The organism is Acidobacteriota bacterium (genome assembly GCA_035529075.1).
Taxonomy (GTDB): Bacteria; Zixibacteria; MSB-5A5; order GN15; family FEB-12; genus DATKXK01.
This window is the reverse complement of record DATKXK010000013.1, coordinates 87,251-104,079: the sequence shown is the minus strand read 5'-3', so window position 1 is coordinate 104,079 and position 16,829 is coordinate 87,251. Positions and strand designations below refer to the sequence as shown.

The window sequence follows — 16,829 nt, the reverse complement described above, 5'->3', positions numbered from 1 at the left end:
ATGGCACCGGACCTGAAACAAACGATCGCGCTTGACGTCATGGGATCGGATTGCGGCCCGGATATGGTCGTGCGCGGCGGCGTGGAAGCCGCCCGCAAGATCGGCGAGCCTCTCCACGTCATACTGGTCGGGCAGGAGGACGGTATTCGCGGCGTGCTGGGCCGGATTCCCGGCGTGCCCGGAAATGTTTCCGTGCGCCATGCCGAGAAGATCATTCCAATGCACATGTCGGCCACCGACGGGGTGCGGGAGCGGGGCAGTTCCGTGGCCATCGGACTTCGTCTCGTCAAGGACGGGAAGGCGGTGGCGTTTGTGTCGCCGGGGAACACGGGTGCGGTCATGGCCACGGCTCTGGTGACCCTGGGTCGCATCGAAGGCGTCAGCCGGCCGGCGATCACGACCGTATTCCCGACCAGCACCGGCCGTCCCACCGTCGTTCTCGACGTCGGCGCCAACGCCGACTGCAGGCCGAATCACCTTTCACAGTTCGCGGTGATGGGATCGGTTTACTCTTCGGTGGTCTTTGATCACGAGGCCCCCCGGGTGGGCCTGATATCGATCGGCGAGGAACGGAGCAAGGGCAACGAGCTCATATTCAGCGCGCAGAAGTTACTCAAGAGTTCCAAGATCAATTTCGTCGGCAATATAGAGGGACGTGACATACTCTCCGGCACGGTTGACGTTGCGGTCACGGATGGGTTCACCGGCAACATTCTCCTGAAGTTCGCCGAGTCGGTGCAGCCGCTGCTTGTCAAGGCGTTGAACCGGCAGATTCAGACCAACGTCTTTTCCCGCGTTGCCGTGATGCTGATGCTGCCGTTCATGCGCCGCATGCGCAGCACCTTTGACTACGCTGAATACGGCGGGGCTCCCCTCCTCGGGGTCAACGGAATCGTCATCATTTGCCACGGGTCTTCCAACGTTAAAGCGATAACACGGGCGATCGTGGTGGCGCACGAGATGGCGACCAAGAAGATCACTGAGCGCATCCATGATGAGTTGATAACCAACCACTTTGGGAAGAATGATGGGGCGAAAAGTAAGGGCCAGAATCTCGGAAACCGGATCATATGTTCCGCCGGATCGGATCACTAACATCGACCTCGAGAAAATAGTGAATACCTCCGACAAGTGGATAATCAGTCGCACGGGTACCAGAGGGCATAGAGTGGCAAGCGCAAAAATCATGAACTCCGACATGGCCGTGCAGGCGTGCAAGGGGGCCCTGGCGATGGCCAGATGTAACGGCGAGGAAGTGCAGATGCTCATCTGCGGGACCGTTACTCCCGGCTACCGGTTGCCCTCCAACACCTGCGCCATGCAGGGGAAAAGGCGGTAGCGGCGTGAGTAAGACAACACTCTTGTTTCCCGGCCAGGCCTCCCAATATGTAGGGATGGGCAAGGAACTTTACGATGCCTCCGCCGAGGTGCGAACGCTGTACGACCTGGCAAGCGATGAACTCGGCGAGGATATAGCCAGGCTGTCGTTTGAGGGACCGTCCGACCGCCTCAGGCGCACGCGTTTCACGCAACCGGCCATCCTTCTGCATTCGCTGGCGGTATTAACCCTGATAAGGGACGACCTGGCGGACTTTGATTACGCGGCCGGGCACTCCCTCGGGGAGTATGCGGCCCTGGCCGTCAGCGGGTCGCTGACGTTTCCGGACGCGATCAAGGCCGTTGTCCGGCGGGCGGCGCTGATGGAGGAGGCATGTGTCCTCAACCCCGGTACCATGGCTGCGACCATGGGGCTGAGCACTGAGGCGGTGGAAGACATCTGCCGGCAGGCGTCGGTTACGGGGGTGGTGGTTCCCGCCAACTTCAACTCGACCACGCAGGTGGTCGTGTCGGGGTCGGTAGCGGCGGTCGAACACGCCGTGGAACTGGCGCGGCAGGCCGGGGCCAAGCGTGCCATCATGCTCGAGGTCGGCGGGGCCTTTCATTCACCACTAATGGAACCGGCAAGGTCCGGTTTGCGTGAGTATCTGGCTTCGGTGTCGATCGAGGCTCCCGAAACTCCGGTGGTGGCCAACGTGACCGCCCGCGCTGTTGTCAACGGCCGGACCGTTCGAGAATTGCTGGTCGAGCAGGTGACGGCCCCCGTGAAGTGGGCCCAGACGATGGCGTTTCTGAAGGCGCAGGGCGTCACACACGTCATCGAGATCGGTCCCGGCAAGGTGCTCAGCGGGCTGGCCAGGAGAGAAATGCGTCCCGAACAAGTGCTTAATCTCGATACCCTGCAGGACATTAAGGCGTTCGCGTCCGTTGCGGTGTGAGGGGAGCAGGATGGGGACTTTTCAGGATAAGGTCGTTGTCGTCACGGGATCCGCGCGTGGGATAGGCCGGCGGATCGCCGAGCGGTTTGCCGAAGCGGGGGCCAGGGTCGTAATCAGCGACCTTGACCAGGACCAGGTTGACAGCGTAGCGGCCGGGCTGGGCGGCCGCGCGGTGGGCGTCACGGTGGACGTGGCCAGCGCCGGGACCGTGGCCGACCTGTTCGAGCGGACCCTGCGCGAGTTCGGGCGGGTGGACATAGTCGTCAATAACGCCGGGATCACGCGCGACAACCTGATAGTCCGTATGGACGAAAAAGACTGGGACGCGGTGCTTGACATCAATCTGAAGGGAGCCTTTCTTGTCACCAAGGCAGCCGGGAAGATAATGATGAAACAACGCTCCGGGCGTATTGTTAATATAAGTTCCGTAATAGGTTTCAGCGGCAATGTGGGGCAGGCCAATTATTCGGCGTCCAAAGCCGGGTTGATCGGCCTGACCAGATCGGCTGCCAAGGAACTGGCCCCTCGCGGAATCACCGTCAACGCCGTGGCTCCGGGTTTTATTGAGACCGAGATGACCAAGAGTCTTCCGGAGTCAGCCCGGCAGGCGTTTCTCAGCAGGGCGCTGGTCAGTCGTGCCGGGGTGCCGGACGACGTTGCGTCCGCGGTGCTGTTTCTCGCGTCCGATGACGCTTCGTACGTCACCGGCCAGGTTCTGACGGTGGACGGCGGCCTTACGGTGTAAGAAGTAAACAAGAGAATCATTTATAAGGAGTCAGCAATGTCAGTTGAAGAGCGTGTCAAAGAGATCATTGTAGAGCAACTTGGTGTGGACGCCGGCCAGGTCAAGGAAGACGCCAAATTCGTTGAGGACCTTGGCGCTGATTCGCTTGACACGGTAGAATTGGTAATGGCCCTGGAGGAGGAATTCTCCCTGGAGATTCCGGACGAAGACGCAGAGAAAATCACATCCGTCGGTGACGCTATCAAGTACATCAATCAAGCTACATCCAAGACTACCTAAGGGCGCTCGCCCGAAGCGCAGCAGGAGAAGCTGACCAACGTTATGAACCAGAGAGCCGTTGTCACCGGTATGGGCGTTGTTACGCCTCTCGGTTGCACCGTCGACGAGTGCTGGAACGCGCTGTTGGAGGGCAGGTCCGGAGTCGGGGCTGTGACCAGGTTTGATGTTTCGGAGTACTCGACCCGGATCGCAGGCGAGGTAAGGGGGTTTGAAGCCACTCGTTACATCGACCGAAAAGAGCTTCGGCACATGGACCCGGCGGAGCAGTATGCCATCGCCGCGAGTGTGCAGGCGGTCGAAGATGCCGGGCTGGACCTCAGCACGCTTGACCTCGATCGTTGCGGCGTGGTGATCGGCTCCGGGATCGGCGGGATTTCGACCTTCGAAGCCCAGCATACCCGGCTGGTCAAGTCCGGTCCGAGTCGCGTCTCACCGTTTTTCATCCCCATGATGATAATCGACATGTGCGCAGGCATGGTGTCGATGCGTTACGGTTTTCGCGGTCCCAATTACGCCACCGTATCTGCCTGCGCCTCGTCGGCCCACGCCATTATGGACGCCTACCGCATCATTCAGCGGGGCGAGGCCGACGTCATGATCGCCGGCGGTTCGGAGGCGACGATCACACCGACCTCGATGGCCGGGTTCTGCCAGGCGAAGGCGATGTCGACGCGCAACGATGAACCGGAGAAGGCATCGCGGCCGTTTGACCGGGGGCGCGACGGGTTCGTTATGGGCGAGGGTTCGGCTATCGTGGTCGTGGAATCGCTTGCGCACGCGACCAGGCGGGGGGCCGGCAGGATTTACGGCGAGATTCTCGGCGCCGGCATGACGGCTGATGCCTACCACCTGACGGCGCCGCATCCGGAAGGGCATGGTTCCCGGCTCTCCATGCAGATTGCTCTGGCCGACGCGGGCCTCAAACCGGAACAGATCGACTACGTGAACACTCACGGCACCAGCACTATTCTGGGCGATATCGTTGAGATCAAGGCCATAAAAGCGGTTCTTGGCGAGCATGCCGCACGGGTACCGTGCAATTCCACCAAGTCAATGACCGGCCATCTGCTCGGTGCAGCGGGCGCTGTTGAACTCGTGACGACGTTTAAGTCGATCGAGCACAATATGCTTCATCCGACCATAAACCTCGACGACCCGGACCCGGAGTGCGATCTGGATATCGTTCCCAACATCAAGCGTCAGTGGACGGTCAACTATGCGCTGTCCAATTCCTTCGGATTCGGGGGGCACAATGTCACCCTGGCGGTCGGGAGGCTCGATGGCAGCAGGTAGATGAGCTTCTGGAGCAAATTCACAGGCCTGTTCTCTTCACCAACTACCCGCCCGGAGATGAACCCGGGTGAGGTTGAGGAGTTGATCGACTACCGGTTTCGGGATCGACGGCTACTCGAACTCAGTCTTACTCACCGCTCATACGTGGGGGCAAGCACTTACTATTTGCCTTCGAACGAACGTCTGGAGTTTCTCGGTGATTCCGTGCTCGGACTTATCATCGCGCATCAACTGTACTGCGACCAGCCCAGGAAGCGCGAGGGAGACCTGACCAAGACAAAGGCCATGCTCGTCAACGAGACGACGTTGTCCCAGGTGGGTTCGGAGATCGGGCTGAACCGGTACATCCGGCTGTCGCAGGAAGAAGAAAAGACCGGCGGCCGCGAGCGCGCTTCGATTATTTCCGACGCTTTTGAGTCGGTTATCGGCGCCGTGTTTCTGGACGGCGGCCTCGAGGTGGCGCGGGAACTGGTGCTGAGGCTGATCTACTCTCGCCGCGAGTCTATTCTCTCCGATACGTCGCAGTGGAACTTCAAGGGAGACCTGCTCGAGCTCATCCAATCCCGGGGAGAGGGCATGCCGCGCTACGACGTGATCGCCGAGCGCGGCCCCGACCACGAAAAGGTTTTTCATGTCGTGGTGACGGTCGGCCAGCGTAAAGTCGGTGAGGGTCGAGGGCTGTCCAAGAAGGAGGCCGAACAGAAAGCCGCTCGCCAGGCTCTGAAGTATTACGAAAACCATGACGCCTGACCACACACGGGTCTCCGGGCGCGTGCCTGTTGCACGCCGGTTCGACCGCCGCGACCCATTCTTGACAATGCGGTCGGGATTAGCCATATTTGGAGTCAAAACCAAGTGACTTCGCGACGCGAGATGAGGTTTGCATGAATATCGTTGTGCTTGTTAAGCAGGTCCCCGAGATAGCGTTGATAAAAGTTGACGAAGCGGCTAACACGGTGGTTCTGCCGCAGGGGCCGGGTGTGGTAAACCCGCACGATGAGTTTGCCGTTGAGGAGGGGTTGCGGCTCAAGGAAAAGACCGGCGGTCAGTGCGTCGTCATGTCCGTCGGCAGTGATCGGACCGAGTCGGCTTTGCGTGCCTGCATGGCCCTCGGAGTCGACGACGCTTACCTGCTGACCGACGAGCGGTTTGCCGACTCAGACCCTCAGGCGATCGGCAAAATCCTGGCCGCGGGCCTTAAGAAACTAGGGGATTTCGACCTCGTGCTGGCAGGCAAGCAGGCGGTCGACTCCGATTCCGCGCAGGTACCCGGGGCGGTGGCCGGCTGTCTCGATCTCGCTCAGGTGATGTTCGTCAAGAAGTTCGAGAGTATCGGCGATGGCAAAGCGACGGTCTTTCGCATGACCGAAGAGGGCTATGACGTCGTCGAGGTCAGGCTGCCGGCCGTCGTGTCCGTTGTCAAAGAAATCAACGAGCCTCGGCTGCCGTCGCTAAAAGGTAAGATGGCGGCGAAGAAGAAGGTCATTACAAAATGGTCGGCGGCTGATCTCGATCTGGACGGTTCCGGCATCGGTGCCGACTCCAGAACCGAGACGGTCAAGATTTCGGCGCCTGCCCCGCGACCCAAGGGGGAGATCATCGAAGGTGAAACGCCGGAGGAGATCGCCGACAAGCTGTTCAGCAAGCTGCGGGACAACCAGGTTATATGAGAAAGAAGGCCGCCACCCGGCGGCTTTTTTCTTTGGGGTAGTACGTACTGCCGATATACGGTCTGAGGAAAGGCGCGCTGTGCTGATCCGAAAACTGCACGACTGCGAGGAGATCATTGCCGGTGACGGTACCCGCCTGCGGGAGCTTTTCCATCCGGGCCGCGACTACCGGTTCTCGGGGCGTTACTCTCTGGCCCGGGCCGTCGTGGCGCCCGGGCAGGCGTCGATAAAGCACCGCCTGGCCGCCAGCGAGGTGTACTACATCGTGGCCGGTAAGGGCCGAATGCGCGTCGACGATGAGCAGGTCGACGTCGCGGCGGGGGATGCCGTCGACATTCCGCCCGGCTGCGTGCAGTGGATTGAGAACACGGGAGAGTCGGATCTGATGTTTCTGTGCATTGTCGACCCGGCCTGGCGCGCCGATGACGAAGAGGTCCTCGGATGATGCGGTCCGTGCAGCCCGGTCGGAATTTCAACTTTGACAACGGTTCTCGCGGTCGGATATATTTCGGCATGAGCAAGTTGGTAAGCAAAGGCATGGTGCGCGCAGCGGCATTCTCGTTTTGCCTGCTGATCGCGTTCAATCTCTCCAGCTTCAGCGGCGGCAGTGCCCGTGCCGCCGATCCGGCCGCTTACGCCCTGTGCGACATCCGCGTCATGTACCTGTTCGACGAGCCGGAGAGCGTAGACTGGGGCACCCTCTACTATCTTAACGACAGTTACGGTTGCCGGTTGGACCTGGTGACGTTCGGCGTGGGCTCCGGTTTCGGGGTGGCCACCCGGGAGGTCGAGGGCCGGGGACTGTACCTGCACACGTTCTTCGCCGATGCGAACGATTCTACGGCCGTCGATTCCGTGCTGGCGAGCCTTCTGGCTGAGCGACGGCCTGATATCGTCATCCTCGGAGAGAGCGGCGGCCGCGCCCAGTGCCGGCAGCTTGCGCTGCGGCTGGCGGAGTTGCCGCAGGACACCGCCGCCATTTTTAACATCATGAAGATCTACCGGCGGTCCGGTGACGATACGTACCCGTACGAGCCGTTGACAACGGTCACGCTCAACGCTCACGAACTGTACGCGCGGTACCGGCAGCGCATGTTAACCGAGGTGACGTCGTTATACTCATGGCTTCGGCCTGCCGATTTGCCCTCGGAGCGCCTGGTCCGGTACGAATTGATCAAGCATGCCCTGCCGTCGGTGCGGCAGGACCCCGACTTCCTCTCCGGGCTGCGTACGATCCGGCTCCCGGCGGTCATCGATTCCGTTCTCGCCGAAGGAGCTGCGAGGCAGGCCTTCCAGAAGCGGGTTCGTAATTTCCTGTCGTTTTTCGGCCTGACGCAGAACAGCGTCGGCCGGAAGCGGGTGGAGAACATCATGGCCGGTTTCAGAGATCTCGTGACCCTGCTCGAGCAGGTCGAATCAGAGCGAGATCTTTCCGACGTTCCGGGTTTCCCCGCGTACCTGCGCCGGTTGCGCGACAGAGCGCAGCGCGCGGTACTGCACGAAGTCGGCATGAACTGGCAGGGGGAGATTGTCCTCCGCGATTCTCCGCACGGACCGAAGTTGAAGTTTCGAGCCTCTCTCTCGGTGGACGGTCCGCAGGAGATTGTGCTTTCGCAGGTCCGCTTTCACCCGTATTGGGACACGGTGCCGGAAGTGCTTGATTCCGCCCAGCATACGGTTGAGCCGCATCAATCGTTCGTGCGCGAATACCTGATAGACGTTGACCGGGCTCGCCTCGAGGCGCAGATGCCCGAATCGCTGCTGTTTACGGCGGAACTCGCGTACGGGCGACTTCCGCTGGCCGTGTCGTCGACCGTACCCATATGGGAGGCACCCGACCTGGACGTTCGTTTCCAACCGGACTTTCACCTCATTCAGCCGTTTGCCCGCCTGAACGTGGACAAGGTAGTGGCCTCCATGAACTGGAAAGTGGTAATCACCAAGCCCAGGCACTACTACGGGATAGTGAAGCTTGACCTGGTTACGCCGCGGGGGGTGTTCGCCGGAGCCTACCGCCAGGAGTTGCAGCTCGATAAGGGGCACACGCAGCAGACGGTGCGCATACCCTTTTCCGTTTCGAACCTGTTTGAGCTGGGCATCCACGAACAGATCGTTTCGCTTTCAGTTGACGGCCGGCAGGTAGCCGTCGATACAGGCCGCATTCGCATCGCATCCTGTCGCATCGATGATAAGGTGAAGGTCGGATTCCTGCCGGACACCACTGGCCTTCTGGAAGACATTCTGCGCATGACCGATGCCGCCTTCCAGCCGCTGACCGACCGTTCACTGCTGACCGCCGACCTTGACGCCTACAACGTCATCATCATCGGTTCGGGTGCGCTCCGTGACTACCCGTCGTTTCGCCGGATCAAAGGTCGGGTCGAGGACTACCTTCGGTACGGCGGGTCACTGGTGGTGTTCGGACAGCCGGGTGACTGGCCGGAGGGTGTTCTCCCGGTATCACTGGTTCCCGCCCAGGAGTCGGTGGACGGGTCGGAATTGCTCAACCGCATCAGCCAGGCACGGATTCTCATCCAGCCACACGCCATCAACGAAAGTGACCTGCTGGCTGCGTTTGCCCGCCGGCGACACGTTTCCGCTGCGATTGTAGCGCCTGCCGAATGCGTGTACGTTACCCCTACCGGGGCTACGCTGCTATCCGTCTCCCGGCTGGGGGATGGCCAGATAATTTACTGCGGTCTGCCCCTGATCGAGATGATCTCGGAACTGAACCTCGAGGCCATCCACCTGTTTTCCAACATGCTGAACTATTGACCGTCACAGTTGTTTAAGACTCTGCTACCATTGAGATTGTGCAGTGACTGAGGACAGTACCAGGCCGGAACGCAGCCGTTTCAGTACCCTTGTCAAATACCTTCGCCGCTACAGGGGGTATCTTGTCGCGGGCGGCATTGTGCTGGTTCTGACGAACGGCCTGATGCTGCTGACACCGTATATCAGCAAAATCGTCGTTGACCTGCTCGAGGCCGGCGCCCCGCTGCAGCAGATCGGCCTGTGGGTGCTGATCATGGTAGGGCTTTCCCTTGGCGCCGCGGTGTTCCGTTTCCTTACCCGCCGGACGATCATCTGGATGTCGCGGCGGCTGGAGTACGACCTCAGGGGAGAGCTGGCAGCCCACCTGCAGACCCTCTCGCCGTCGTTCTATGACCAGAACCGTACCGGCGACATTATGGTGCGGGTCACCAGCGATATCGAAGCGGTGCGCATGATGGCCGGTCCCGGCATCATGCATATGTCCAATACGCTCATCACGGTGCTCATATCGGTGCCCATGATGCTTTTCCTCTCGCCCAAGCTTACGATGTACGCGCTGGCGCCGGCCGTGTTGTTGCCGTTCGCCGTGAACCGGCTGGGCAATCTCGTGCACAGGAAATCGGTCCAGATTCAGGAGCACTTCGCCCGGCTGACCGCGACCGCCCAGGAAAACCTCGCCGGTATTCGCGTGGTCAAGGCCTATCGCCAGGAGGACGCCGAGGCTGCCAACTTCGGCCGCCTGTCCCGTGTCTACCAGGACCTGAACGTCGACATGGGAAAGCTCCAGGCGACGTTTTTCCCGCTCATCCAGACTATCGGCCTCAGTCTGACCCTGGCCGTCCTGTACGTCGGAGGCCGGCTGGTGATAGACGGAAGCATACCGCTGGGGACCATTGTAGCTTTCCTGGGTTACCTGGGCATGCTGCTCTGGCCGCTCATGGCCGTCGGGTGGGTCGTATCGCTCTACCAGAGAGGAACGGCGTCGCTGGATCGGATCAACAAGATCCTTTTTACCCGCCCCGGGATAAGGGACGTCGGCGGCAATCTCAACAGGGGACAGATCAGGGGCAAGATAGCGTTGCACCATCTCCGGTTCAGTTACAACGGCGAGCCCGTCTTAAAAGACGTCAGCATTACAATTGAGCCGGGCCAGACGGTGGGCCTGCTGGGACTGACCGGCTCCGGCAAAACCACGCTCGTGTCGCTGCTGGTCAGGCTCTACCCGGTTGAACGCGGACGGATAGCTATTGACGACGTTGACATCAACGACTGGAGCCTGGAGGCGCTGCGGCGGCAGATCGGTTTTGCCACCCAGGAGCCCTTTCTCTTTTCCAATACCATACGGGCCAATATAGCGTTCGGACGCGAAGGGGTGAGCGACGACGAGGTTGCGCGTATGGCCCGGGTGGCGGCGCTGGCGGCCGACATCGACAAGTTTCCCGGCGGGTACGGAACGGTCGTGGGCGAACGCGGGATCACGCTTTCGGGCGGGCAGAAACAGCGTACGGCCATCGCCCGGGCACTGCTGGTCCGACCGGCCATCCTGATCCTCGATGACGCCACCTCCTCGGTTGACACCGAGACCGAACAGGAGATCAATCAGCGGATTCATGAGCACGTGCGGAACCTCACAACCCTGATAATCTCCCACCGCGTTTCGTCGGTCAAGGATGCGGACGTGATTCTTTTCCTCGAAGACGGCCGGATAGCGGAGCAGGGGACGCACGAGCAGTTGATGCCTCTCGACGGCCGGTATGCACGTCTGTATCGTTCGCAACTTCTGGCCATGGAACTGGAGCGGCTCTAATGGCGGCTGGATCATTCCACGAAGAAGAAGCGCTGGGCAAAGCGTACGACGCGCGGCTGATGAAACGGCTGCTGGCCTACCTGCGGCCGCACCGACCGATTGTCACGCTTGCCATTCTCCTTCTTCTGGTTGGTTCCGTGCTGCAGATCTCGTTCGTCAAGCTGACCCAGCTGGCGATTGACGACGCCATCAAGAACGTTCAACTGTCGGCCGAAGGCCGCGTGGACCGGCTCGGTCTGTACGCTCTTGCCTTCCTGGGTGCGGTGCTGCTGGCCTTCGCCACTCGCTATGCGCAGACGTTCATTACTATCTGGCTCGGACAGAAGGTGCTGCACGACATTCGCACGCAGGTGATCCGTCATATACAGAGGCTGCACGTATCCTACTTTGACAGGAATCCCGTCGGGCGCCTGCTGACGAGAGTCACCAGTGACGTGAACGTTCTCAACGAGCTGTTCTCATCGGGCGTGGTGACGATCATTGGTGACGTTTTCTCGCTGGCCCTTATTATCGGGGCCATGCTGTATTTCAACTGGCAACTCGCCCTGATCACGTTTGCGGTCGTGCCGCTGCTGGCCGCGGTGTCGTTCATATTTCGTCTCAAGGTGCGCAACGTCTACCGTGAGGTGCGCGGGCGCGTGGCCCGGTTGAACGCCTTTCTCCAGGAGCATATCACGGGGATACGGGTGGTGCAGCTCTTTACGCGCGAAAAGCAAACGTTCGAGCAGTTTGACGCCATCAACACCGACCTGAGGGCGGCTCATTTCCGCTCGATTTATTACTATGCAGTCTATTTCCCCGTCGTGGAGGTCATCGGCACGCTGGCTGTTGCCCTGGTTCTGTATTTCGGCGGCATGCGCATTCAGGGCGGACTGCTGACCTTCGGGCAACTGGTCGCTTTCATCACGCTCACCGAGATGTTCTACCGCCCTATTCGTGACCTCTCGGAAAAGTACAACGTTCTGCAGGCTTCGATGGCCTCATCCGAGCGGATTTTCGGACTTCTCGACACCCAGCCGGCCGTTGAACCGCCGGCGGAGCGTAAGGAGGACGGTCCGTTCAGGGGAAGGATATCGGTGGAGGGGCTGTGGTTTGCCTATCATGACGAGGACTGGGTGCTCAGGGATGTATCCTTTGAGGTCGAACCGGGCCAGAAGGTGGCCATCGTGGGAGCCACCGGGGCAGGCAAGAGTTCGCTCATCTCCCTGCTGTACCGCTTTTACGATTACCAGAAAGGCTCCATAAAGTTTGACGGCACGGACATCAGGGAGCTTCCACTGGCCCGGTTGCGGGGCCACCTCGGGCTGGTGCTGCAGGACGTGTTTCTTTTCAGCGGCGACCTGGCGGGAAACGTGCGGCTCCGCGACACCGGTATCAGCGACGAGCAGGTCCGCCGGGCGCTCGACCGGGTCGGCTTTACCCGTTTCCTGGATCGTTTTCCCGACGGCATTCACACCGAGGTCCGGGAACGGGGGGCGACGCTTTCGACGGGCCAGAAGCAGCTGCTTTCGTTCGCGCGTGCTCTGGCCTTTGACCCCGACGTCCTGATACTCGATGAGGCGACAAGCTCCGTCGACACCGAAACGGAACAACTGATTCAAAAAGCCCTTGACGAACTTCTCAGAGGCAGAACGTCCATAGTGATCGCGCACCGCCTTTCCACCATCGAGAAAGCTGACAAGATTATAGTCCTTCATCACGGCCGGTTGCGTGAGTCGGGCCGGCATCACGAGCTGCTGGCCCGCAAGGGGATTTACCATAAACTGTATCTCATGCAGTACAAGAATGAGACCGTCGCGACTTCACTGGAAACGGGAGCAGCCGGACGATGAAGGAAAAGCCGTCGAAGGCCGAGTTGAGAAGGCTGCTGGCGTTTGCCGGGCAAACGGCCACCGAGGCCGGCGATATCCTGAGGCGGGGCTTTGCCCGGTCTGTCCGGGTCTCCTTTAAGGGCCGGATAGACCCCGTGACGGAGTACGACCTGAAATCCGAGAGGTACATTATCGGCCGGATTGAAAAGACCTGGCCCGGCCATGCCATCCTGAGCGAGGAAGGCTGTGCGGTATCAAGGGAGGCCGCCTATCGGTGGCTCGTGGACCCGCTGGACGGGACCGTCAACTACTCACATGGTTTCCCGGTCTACTGCGTCTCGCTGGGGCTTCAATACGAGGGCCGGCCGGTGCTTGGCTGCGTGTACGATCCTGAGCGGCGAGAGCTGTTTTCGGCAGGCCGGGGTCTCGGGGCTTATCTGAACGGCCGCAGGATTCGGGTCTCGACACAGCGGAATCTGGAGCGCGCCCTGCTTGCGACCGGCTTTGCGTACAACATCGGCAGCGCGCGACGAAACAACCTCGGCCTGTTCGCCCGCATGTCCAAGAAAGCCCAGGGCCTCAGGCGACCGGGGTCGGCCGCCATCGATCTTTGCTGGCTGGCGGCGGGAAGAATCGACGGTTTCTGGGAGCTGTATCTTCACCCTTGGGATACGGCCGCGGCCGTGGTCATTGTGGCGGAGGCAGGCGGCAGGGTGACGCGCCTGGACGGGCGAACTTACTCCGTTTTTGACGAGGACCTTCTGGCTTCCAACGGCCACCTGCACCGGTCCATGAAGGCGATCCTGCACGGCCGGTAGGCTGCCGCCCTGTGCCCGGTCGGACCGCCACGCGGCGCGGTTTCTCTGGTGAATGCCTGATTACTGATCCGAAAGTAGTTTGCCAACAGCGGTCCGAATTCGTTTCTTGCTCTCAAACCGGGACGGGATAGTACGATACAAGTAGGTATGAAGAAGCGGCAACTCATAGCGTCAACGTCGGGCATTCGCGGCATTGTTGGCAGCGGGCTTGACCCTGAACTCGTGGCCGCGTACGGAGCTGCGTTCGGCACCTTGCTGAAAAACGGCACCGTGGTGGTAGGCTGCGACACCAGGCCGTCCGGCGATATGGTCCGTCGGGCCGTGACGGCCGGGCTGGTCTCCGTCGGCGTAAACGTGGTCGATATCGGTGTGGTCCCGACACCGACCGTCGGGATCGCGGTCCGCGAGCTTGGGGCGTCGGGCGGTGTCTGCGTGACGGCGTCGCACAACCCGGCTCAATGGAATGCCCTGAAGTTCTTTAACGGCACGGGCCGGTTCATAACGCCCCGGCAGTTCGAGTCGCTACAGGGCATTCTCACGCATCGCCGCTTTGCCTACCGTCCGGCCGACCGGCTGGGTAAGTTCACGTGCTGGCAGGGGTGGATCGACCGTCACATCAAGAGAATACTGAGTCTGTCAATACTTGACCGGCCGGCCATAAAGAGGCGGAAATTCCGAGTTGTCGTCGACGCCGTCAACGGTGCCGGGTCGGTTGCCCTGCCGAAACTTCTGGAAAAGCTCGGCGTCGAGGTGTTCGCAATCAATTGTGACGCCGACGGCAACTTTGTGCGTGGTCCGGAGCCGGTGCCGCAAAACCTCCGGCAGCTGGCGCAGGCGGTGCAGCGGCACCAGGCCGATCTCGGGATGGCGTGCGATCCGGATGCCGACCGGCTGGCCTTGGTGGACGAGCGCGGCAGACCCATAGGGGAGGAACTCACCCTTACCATTGCCGTGCTCGAAGTGCTCAAGCGGGTGCACGGACCGACCGTGATAAACCTTTCCACGTCGCGCGCTACGGCGGACGTGGCCAAGGCGCTCGGGTCACGGGTGTCTTACTCCAAAGTAGGTGAGTCGAACGTGGTGGAGGCGATGCGCCGGAAAAAGGCGGTGATCGGCGGTGAGGGCAACGGCGGCGTGATATTTCCCGCTTTCCATGCGGGTCGCGATGCACTGATCGCCTCGGCCCTGGTGCTGCAGGCCCTGGCGAGAGGAACCGGCAGCCTTTCGGAGCTTGCAAAAACATTTCCCAGGTATTATAGTATAAAGTCCAAAGCGTCTCTTCCGGGTGATTTCGCCATCAGACTCAAACGCTTCGAAACAAAAGCACACCGGCTGCTCGGAAAGGTGAAAGTCGACCGTCGTGACGGGTTGCGCTTTGACTTTGCGGATGGCTGGTTGCAGTTGCGGGCATCGAATACGGAGCCGATTTTCAGGTTGATAGTCGAGACCAGCGAAAGGCAACTGACGCGTGCCCTGCACGCGAAGGTCATGAGCTACTTCATATAATCAAGAGAACGTCAAATGTGTGGAATTGTCGGATATGTTGGGGGCAAGCAGGCGCAGCCGATCCTGCTCAAGGGCCTTAAGCGTCTGGAATACCGCGGGTATGACTCCGCCGGGCTGGCCCTGCTGACCCGTGACGGGCTGATGATCTCCAAGTCGGTCGGCAAAATCAGCCAACTCGAGGCCGTCCTGGGTGACCAGAAGTATGACAGCACACACGGCATTGCGCACACGCGATGGGCAACCCACGGGGAGCCCAGCGAATTGAACGCCCATCCCCATACCGATGCCAACTGCGAGATTGCCCTGGTTCACAACGGCATCATCGAAAACTACCGCACCCTCAGGGCGTACCTGGCACGCCAGGGGTACGTTATTCGAACCGAAACCGATACGGAAATCCTGGTTCACCTGATTCACTACCACTACAACGGCGATCTTACCGAGGCGGTGCGCGTGGCCCTCACGGAGGTTGAGGGCACCTACGGCATTGCCGTCGTCTCGTCGCGTCATCCGGGACTGATTGTCGCCGCTCGCATGGGATCACCGCTTGTGATCGGTGACGGCGACGGTGAGAACTTCGTGGCCTCGGACATCTCACCGATGCTGGAGCACACGAAGCGGGTGGTATATCTCGAAGACGGCGAAATCGCGGCAGTCACGGCGAAGGATTACAAGATTACCACCATCCAGAGGGTCGGTATCACCCCGCGCGTCCAGGAGATAAGCTGGTCGCTGGATATGATCGAGAAGGGCGGCTATGATCATTTCATGCTCAAGGAGATCCACGAGCAGCCGGCCACGTTGCGCAACGCCATCCGCGGCCGCCTTGACCGCGAAAAGGGGATTGCCCGCCTGAACGGCCTTAACCTTCAGTACGACCAGCTCCACAGCATCAAGCGGGTTATCATAACGGCCTGCGGTACCTCGTGGCACGCGGCTTTGATCGGCGAGTACATGATCGAAGAGACGGCACGCATACCGGTTGAGGTGGAGTATGCATCCGAGTTCCGGTACCGGTCACCGATAGTCGACGAAGCCACGGTGCTTCTTGCGGTCAGCCAGTCCGGCGAGACGGCCGACACCCTGGCGGCCATGCGTGAGGCCAAGCAGCGCGGCTGCACCGTGCTCGGTGTGGTCAACGTAGTCGGCTCAACCATCGCCCGTGAATCCGATGGCGGCGTGTACATCCACGCCGGGCCGGAAATCGGCGTTGCCTCCACCAAGGCCTTTACCTCGCAGGTCATGGTGCTGACCCTGATCGGCAACCTGCTCGGTCGCATGCGCCAACTCTCGGTCACGCAGGGTCGGGAGATGATCGCGGCCATCGAGAAGATTCCCGAGCAGATCGAGCGTATACTCGAGACGGAGAAGGCCATCAAGGACATCGCCAAGGAGTACTACAAGAAGAACAATTTCCTGTATCTCGGCCGCGGGATCAACTTCCCGGTGGCCCTCGAGGGCGCTCTCAAGCTCAAGGAGATTTCATATATCCACGCTGAAGGGTATCCCGCCGCCGAAATGAAACACGGCCCGATTGCGCTCATCGATGAGAACATGCCCGTCGTCGTGATTGCGTTAAAGGACACCGTGTACGACAAGGTGATGTCGAATATCGCCGAAGTCCAGGCCAGAAGAGGACGGGTGATTGCCATTGCCACCGAGGGTGACGAAGAAATAGCCGAGCGGGTCGACCACGTCATCTACGTGCCGCACACCAACCGGCGGCTGACGCCGCTACTTTCGGTCATCCCGCTTCAGCTGCTTGCATACCACATGGCCGTTCTGCGAGGGTGCCACGTCGATCAGCCCCGCAACCTGGCCAAGTCCGTGACGGTGGAGTAGGGCTGAA

15 protein-coding genes are annotated in these 16,829 nt (G+C 60.5%); all 15 read left to right on the top strand.

Annotated elements, in window-relative coordinates:
• The 15 genes from plsX to glmS all read left to right on the top strand — a co-directional run bounded on the left by plsX (position 1) and on the right by glmS (position 16,822).
• Entirely contained in the window at positions 1 to 1,095 is a 1,095-nt protein-coding gene (gene plsX, locus VMY05_07505; protein ID HUV30914.1) for a phosphate acyltransferase PlsX, read from the top strand.
• A 73-nt stretch (positions 1,096 to 1,168) separates the two neighbouring features.
• Positions 1,169 to 1,339 carry a hypothetical protein gene (locus VMY05_07500; protein ID HUV30913.1) on the top strand — a complete coding sequence of 57 codons (171 nt, stop codon included), beginning with the start codon at positions 1,169 to 1,171 and terminating at the stop codon, positions 1,337 to 1,339.
• A 4-nt stretch (positions 1,340 to 1,343) separates the two neighbouring features.
• The gene (gene fabD, locus VMY05_07495; protein HUV30912.1) at positions 1,344 to 2,276 is read left to right on the top strand and encodes an ACP S-malonyltransferase; all 933 of its coding nucleotides are present in this window, start codon (positions 1,344 to 1,346) and stop codon (positions 2,274 to 2,276) included.
• Positions 2,277 to 2,286: 10 nt separating this feature from the next.
• On the top strand, positions 2,287 to 3,021 hold the full coding sequence (gene fabG, locus VMY05_07490; GenBank protein HUV30911.1) for a 3-oxoacyl-[acyl-carrier-protein] reductase: 735 nt from the start codon (positions 2,287 to 2,289) through the stop codon (positions 3,019 to 3,021).
• 36 nt (positions 3,022 to 3,057) lie between these two features.
• On the top strand, positions 3,058 to 3,300 hold the full coding sequence (gene acpP, locus VMY05_07485; protein HUV30910.1) for an acyl carrier protein: 243 nt from the start codon (positions 3,058 to 3,060) through the stop codon (positions 3,298 to 3,300).
• Positions 3,301 to 3,342: 42 nt separating this feature from the next.
• Positions 3,343 to 4,593: a beta-ketoacyl-ACP synthase II gene (fabF, locus tag VMY05_07480; GenBank protein HUV30909.1), complete on the top strand. Its 1,251-nt coding sequence runs from the start codon at positions 3,343 to 3,345 to the stop codon at positions 4,591 to 4,593.
• Positions 4,594 to 5,343, top strand: a complete 750-nt coding sequence (gene rnc / locus VMY05_07475) for a ribonuclease III (protein HUV30908.1) — start codon at positions 4,594 to 4,596, stop codon at positions 5,341 to 5,343.
• Between the two features lie 134 nt (positions 5,344 to 5,477).
• A complete protein-coding gene (locus VMY05_07470) occupies positions 5,478 to 6,263 on the top strand; it encodes an electron transfer flavoprotein subunit beta/FixA family protein (GenBank protein HUV30907.1) in 786 nt (261 codons plus the stop codon).
• Between the two features lie 79 nt (positions 6,264 to 6,342).
• Entirely contained in the window at positions 6,343 to 6,708 is a 366-nt protein-coding gene (locus VMY05_07465) for a cupin domain-containing protein (protein ID HUV30906.1), read from the top strand.
• Positions 6,709 to 6,776: 68 nt separating this feature from the next.
• Positions 6,777 to 9,038, top strand: a complete 2,262-nt coding sequence (locus VMY05_07460; protein ID HUV30905.1) for a hypothetical protein — start codon at positions 6,777 to 6,779, stop codon at positions 9,036 to 9,038.
• 43 nt (positions 9,039 to 9,081) lie between these two features.
• Positions 9,082 to 10,845 (top strand): ABC transporter ATP-binding protein, encoded by a 1,764-nt coding sequence (locus VMY05_07455; protein ID HUV30904.1) that lies wholly within the window; start codon positions 9,082 to 9,084, stop codon positions 10,843 to 10,845.
• Positions 10,845 to 12,677, top strand: a complete 1,833-nt coding sequence (locus tag VMY05_07450; protein ID HUV30903.1) for an ABC transporter ATP-binding protein — start codon at positions 10,845 to 10,847, stop codon at positions 12,675 to 12,677. The genes VMY05_07455 and VMY05_07450 overlap by 1 nt, the downstream gene beginning before the upstream one ends.
• Positions 12,674 to 13,474, top strand: a complete 801-nt coding sequence (locus tag VMY05_07445; protein ID HUV30902.1) for an inositol monophosphatase family protein — start codon at positions 12,674 to 12,676, stop codon at positions 13,472 to 13,474. Before VMY05_07450 ends, VMY05_07445 begins: the two co-directional genes overlap by 4 nt.
• A gap of 147 nt (positions 13,475 to 13,621) precedes the next feature.
• A complete protein-coding gene (gene glmM, locus VMY05_07440) occupies positions 13,622 to 14,980 on the top strand; it encodes a phosphoglucosamine mutase (protein ID HUV30901.1) in 1,359 nt (452 codons plus the stop codon).
• A 15-nt stretch (positions 14,981 to 14,995) separates the two neighbouring features.
• Entirely contained in the window at positions 14,996 to 16,822 is a 1,827-nt protein-coding gene (glmS, locus tag VMY05_07435) for a glutamine--fructose-6-phosphate transaminase (isomerizing) (GenBank protein ID HUV30900.1), read from the top strand.
• Positions 16,823 to 16,829: the final 7 nt, after the last annotated feature.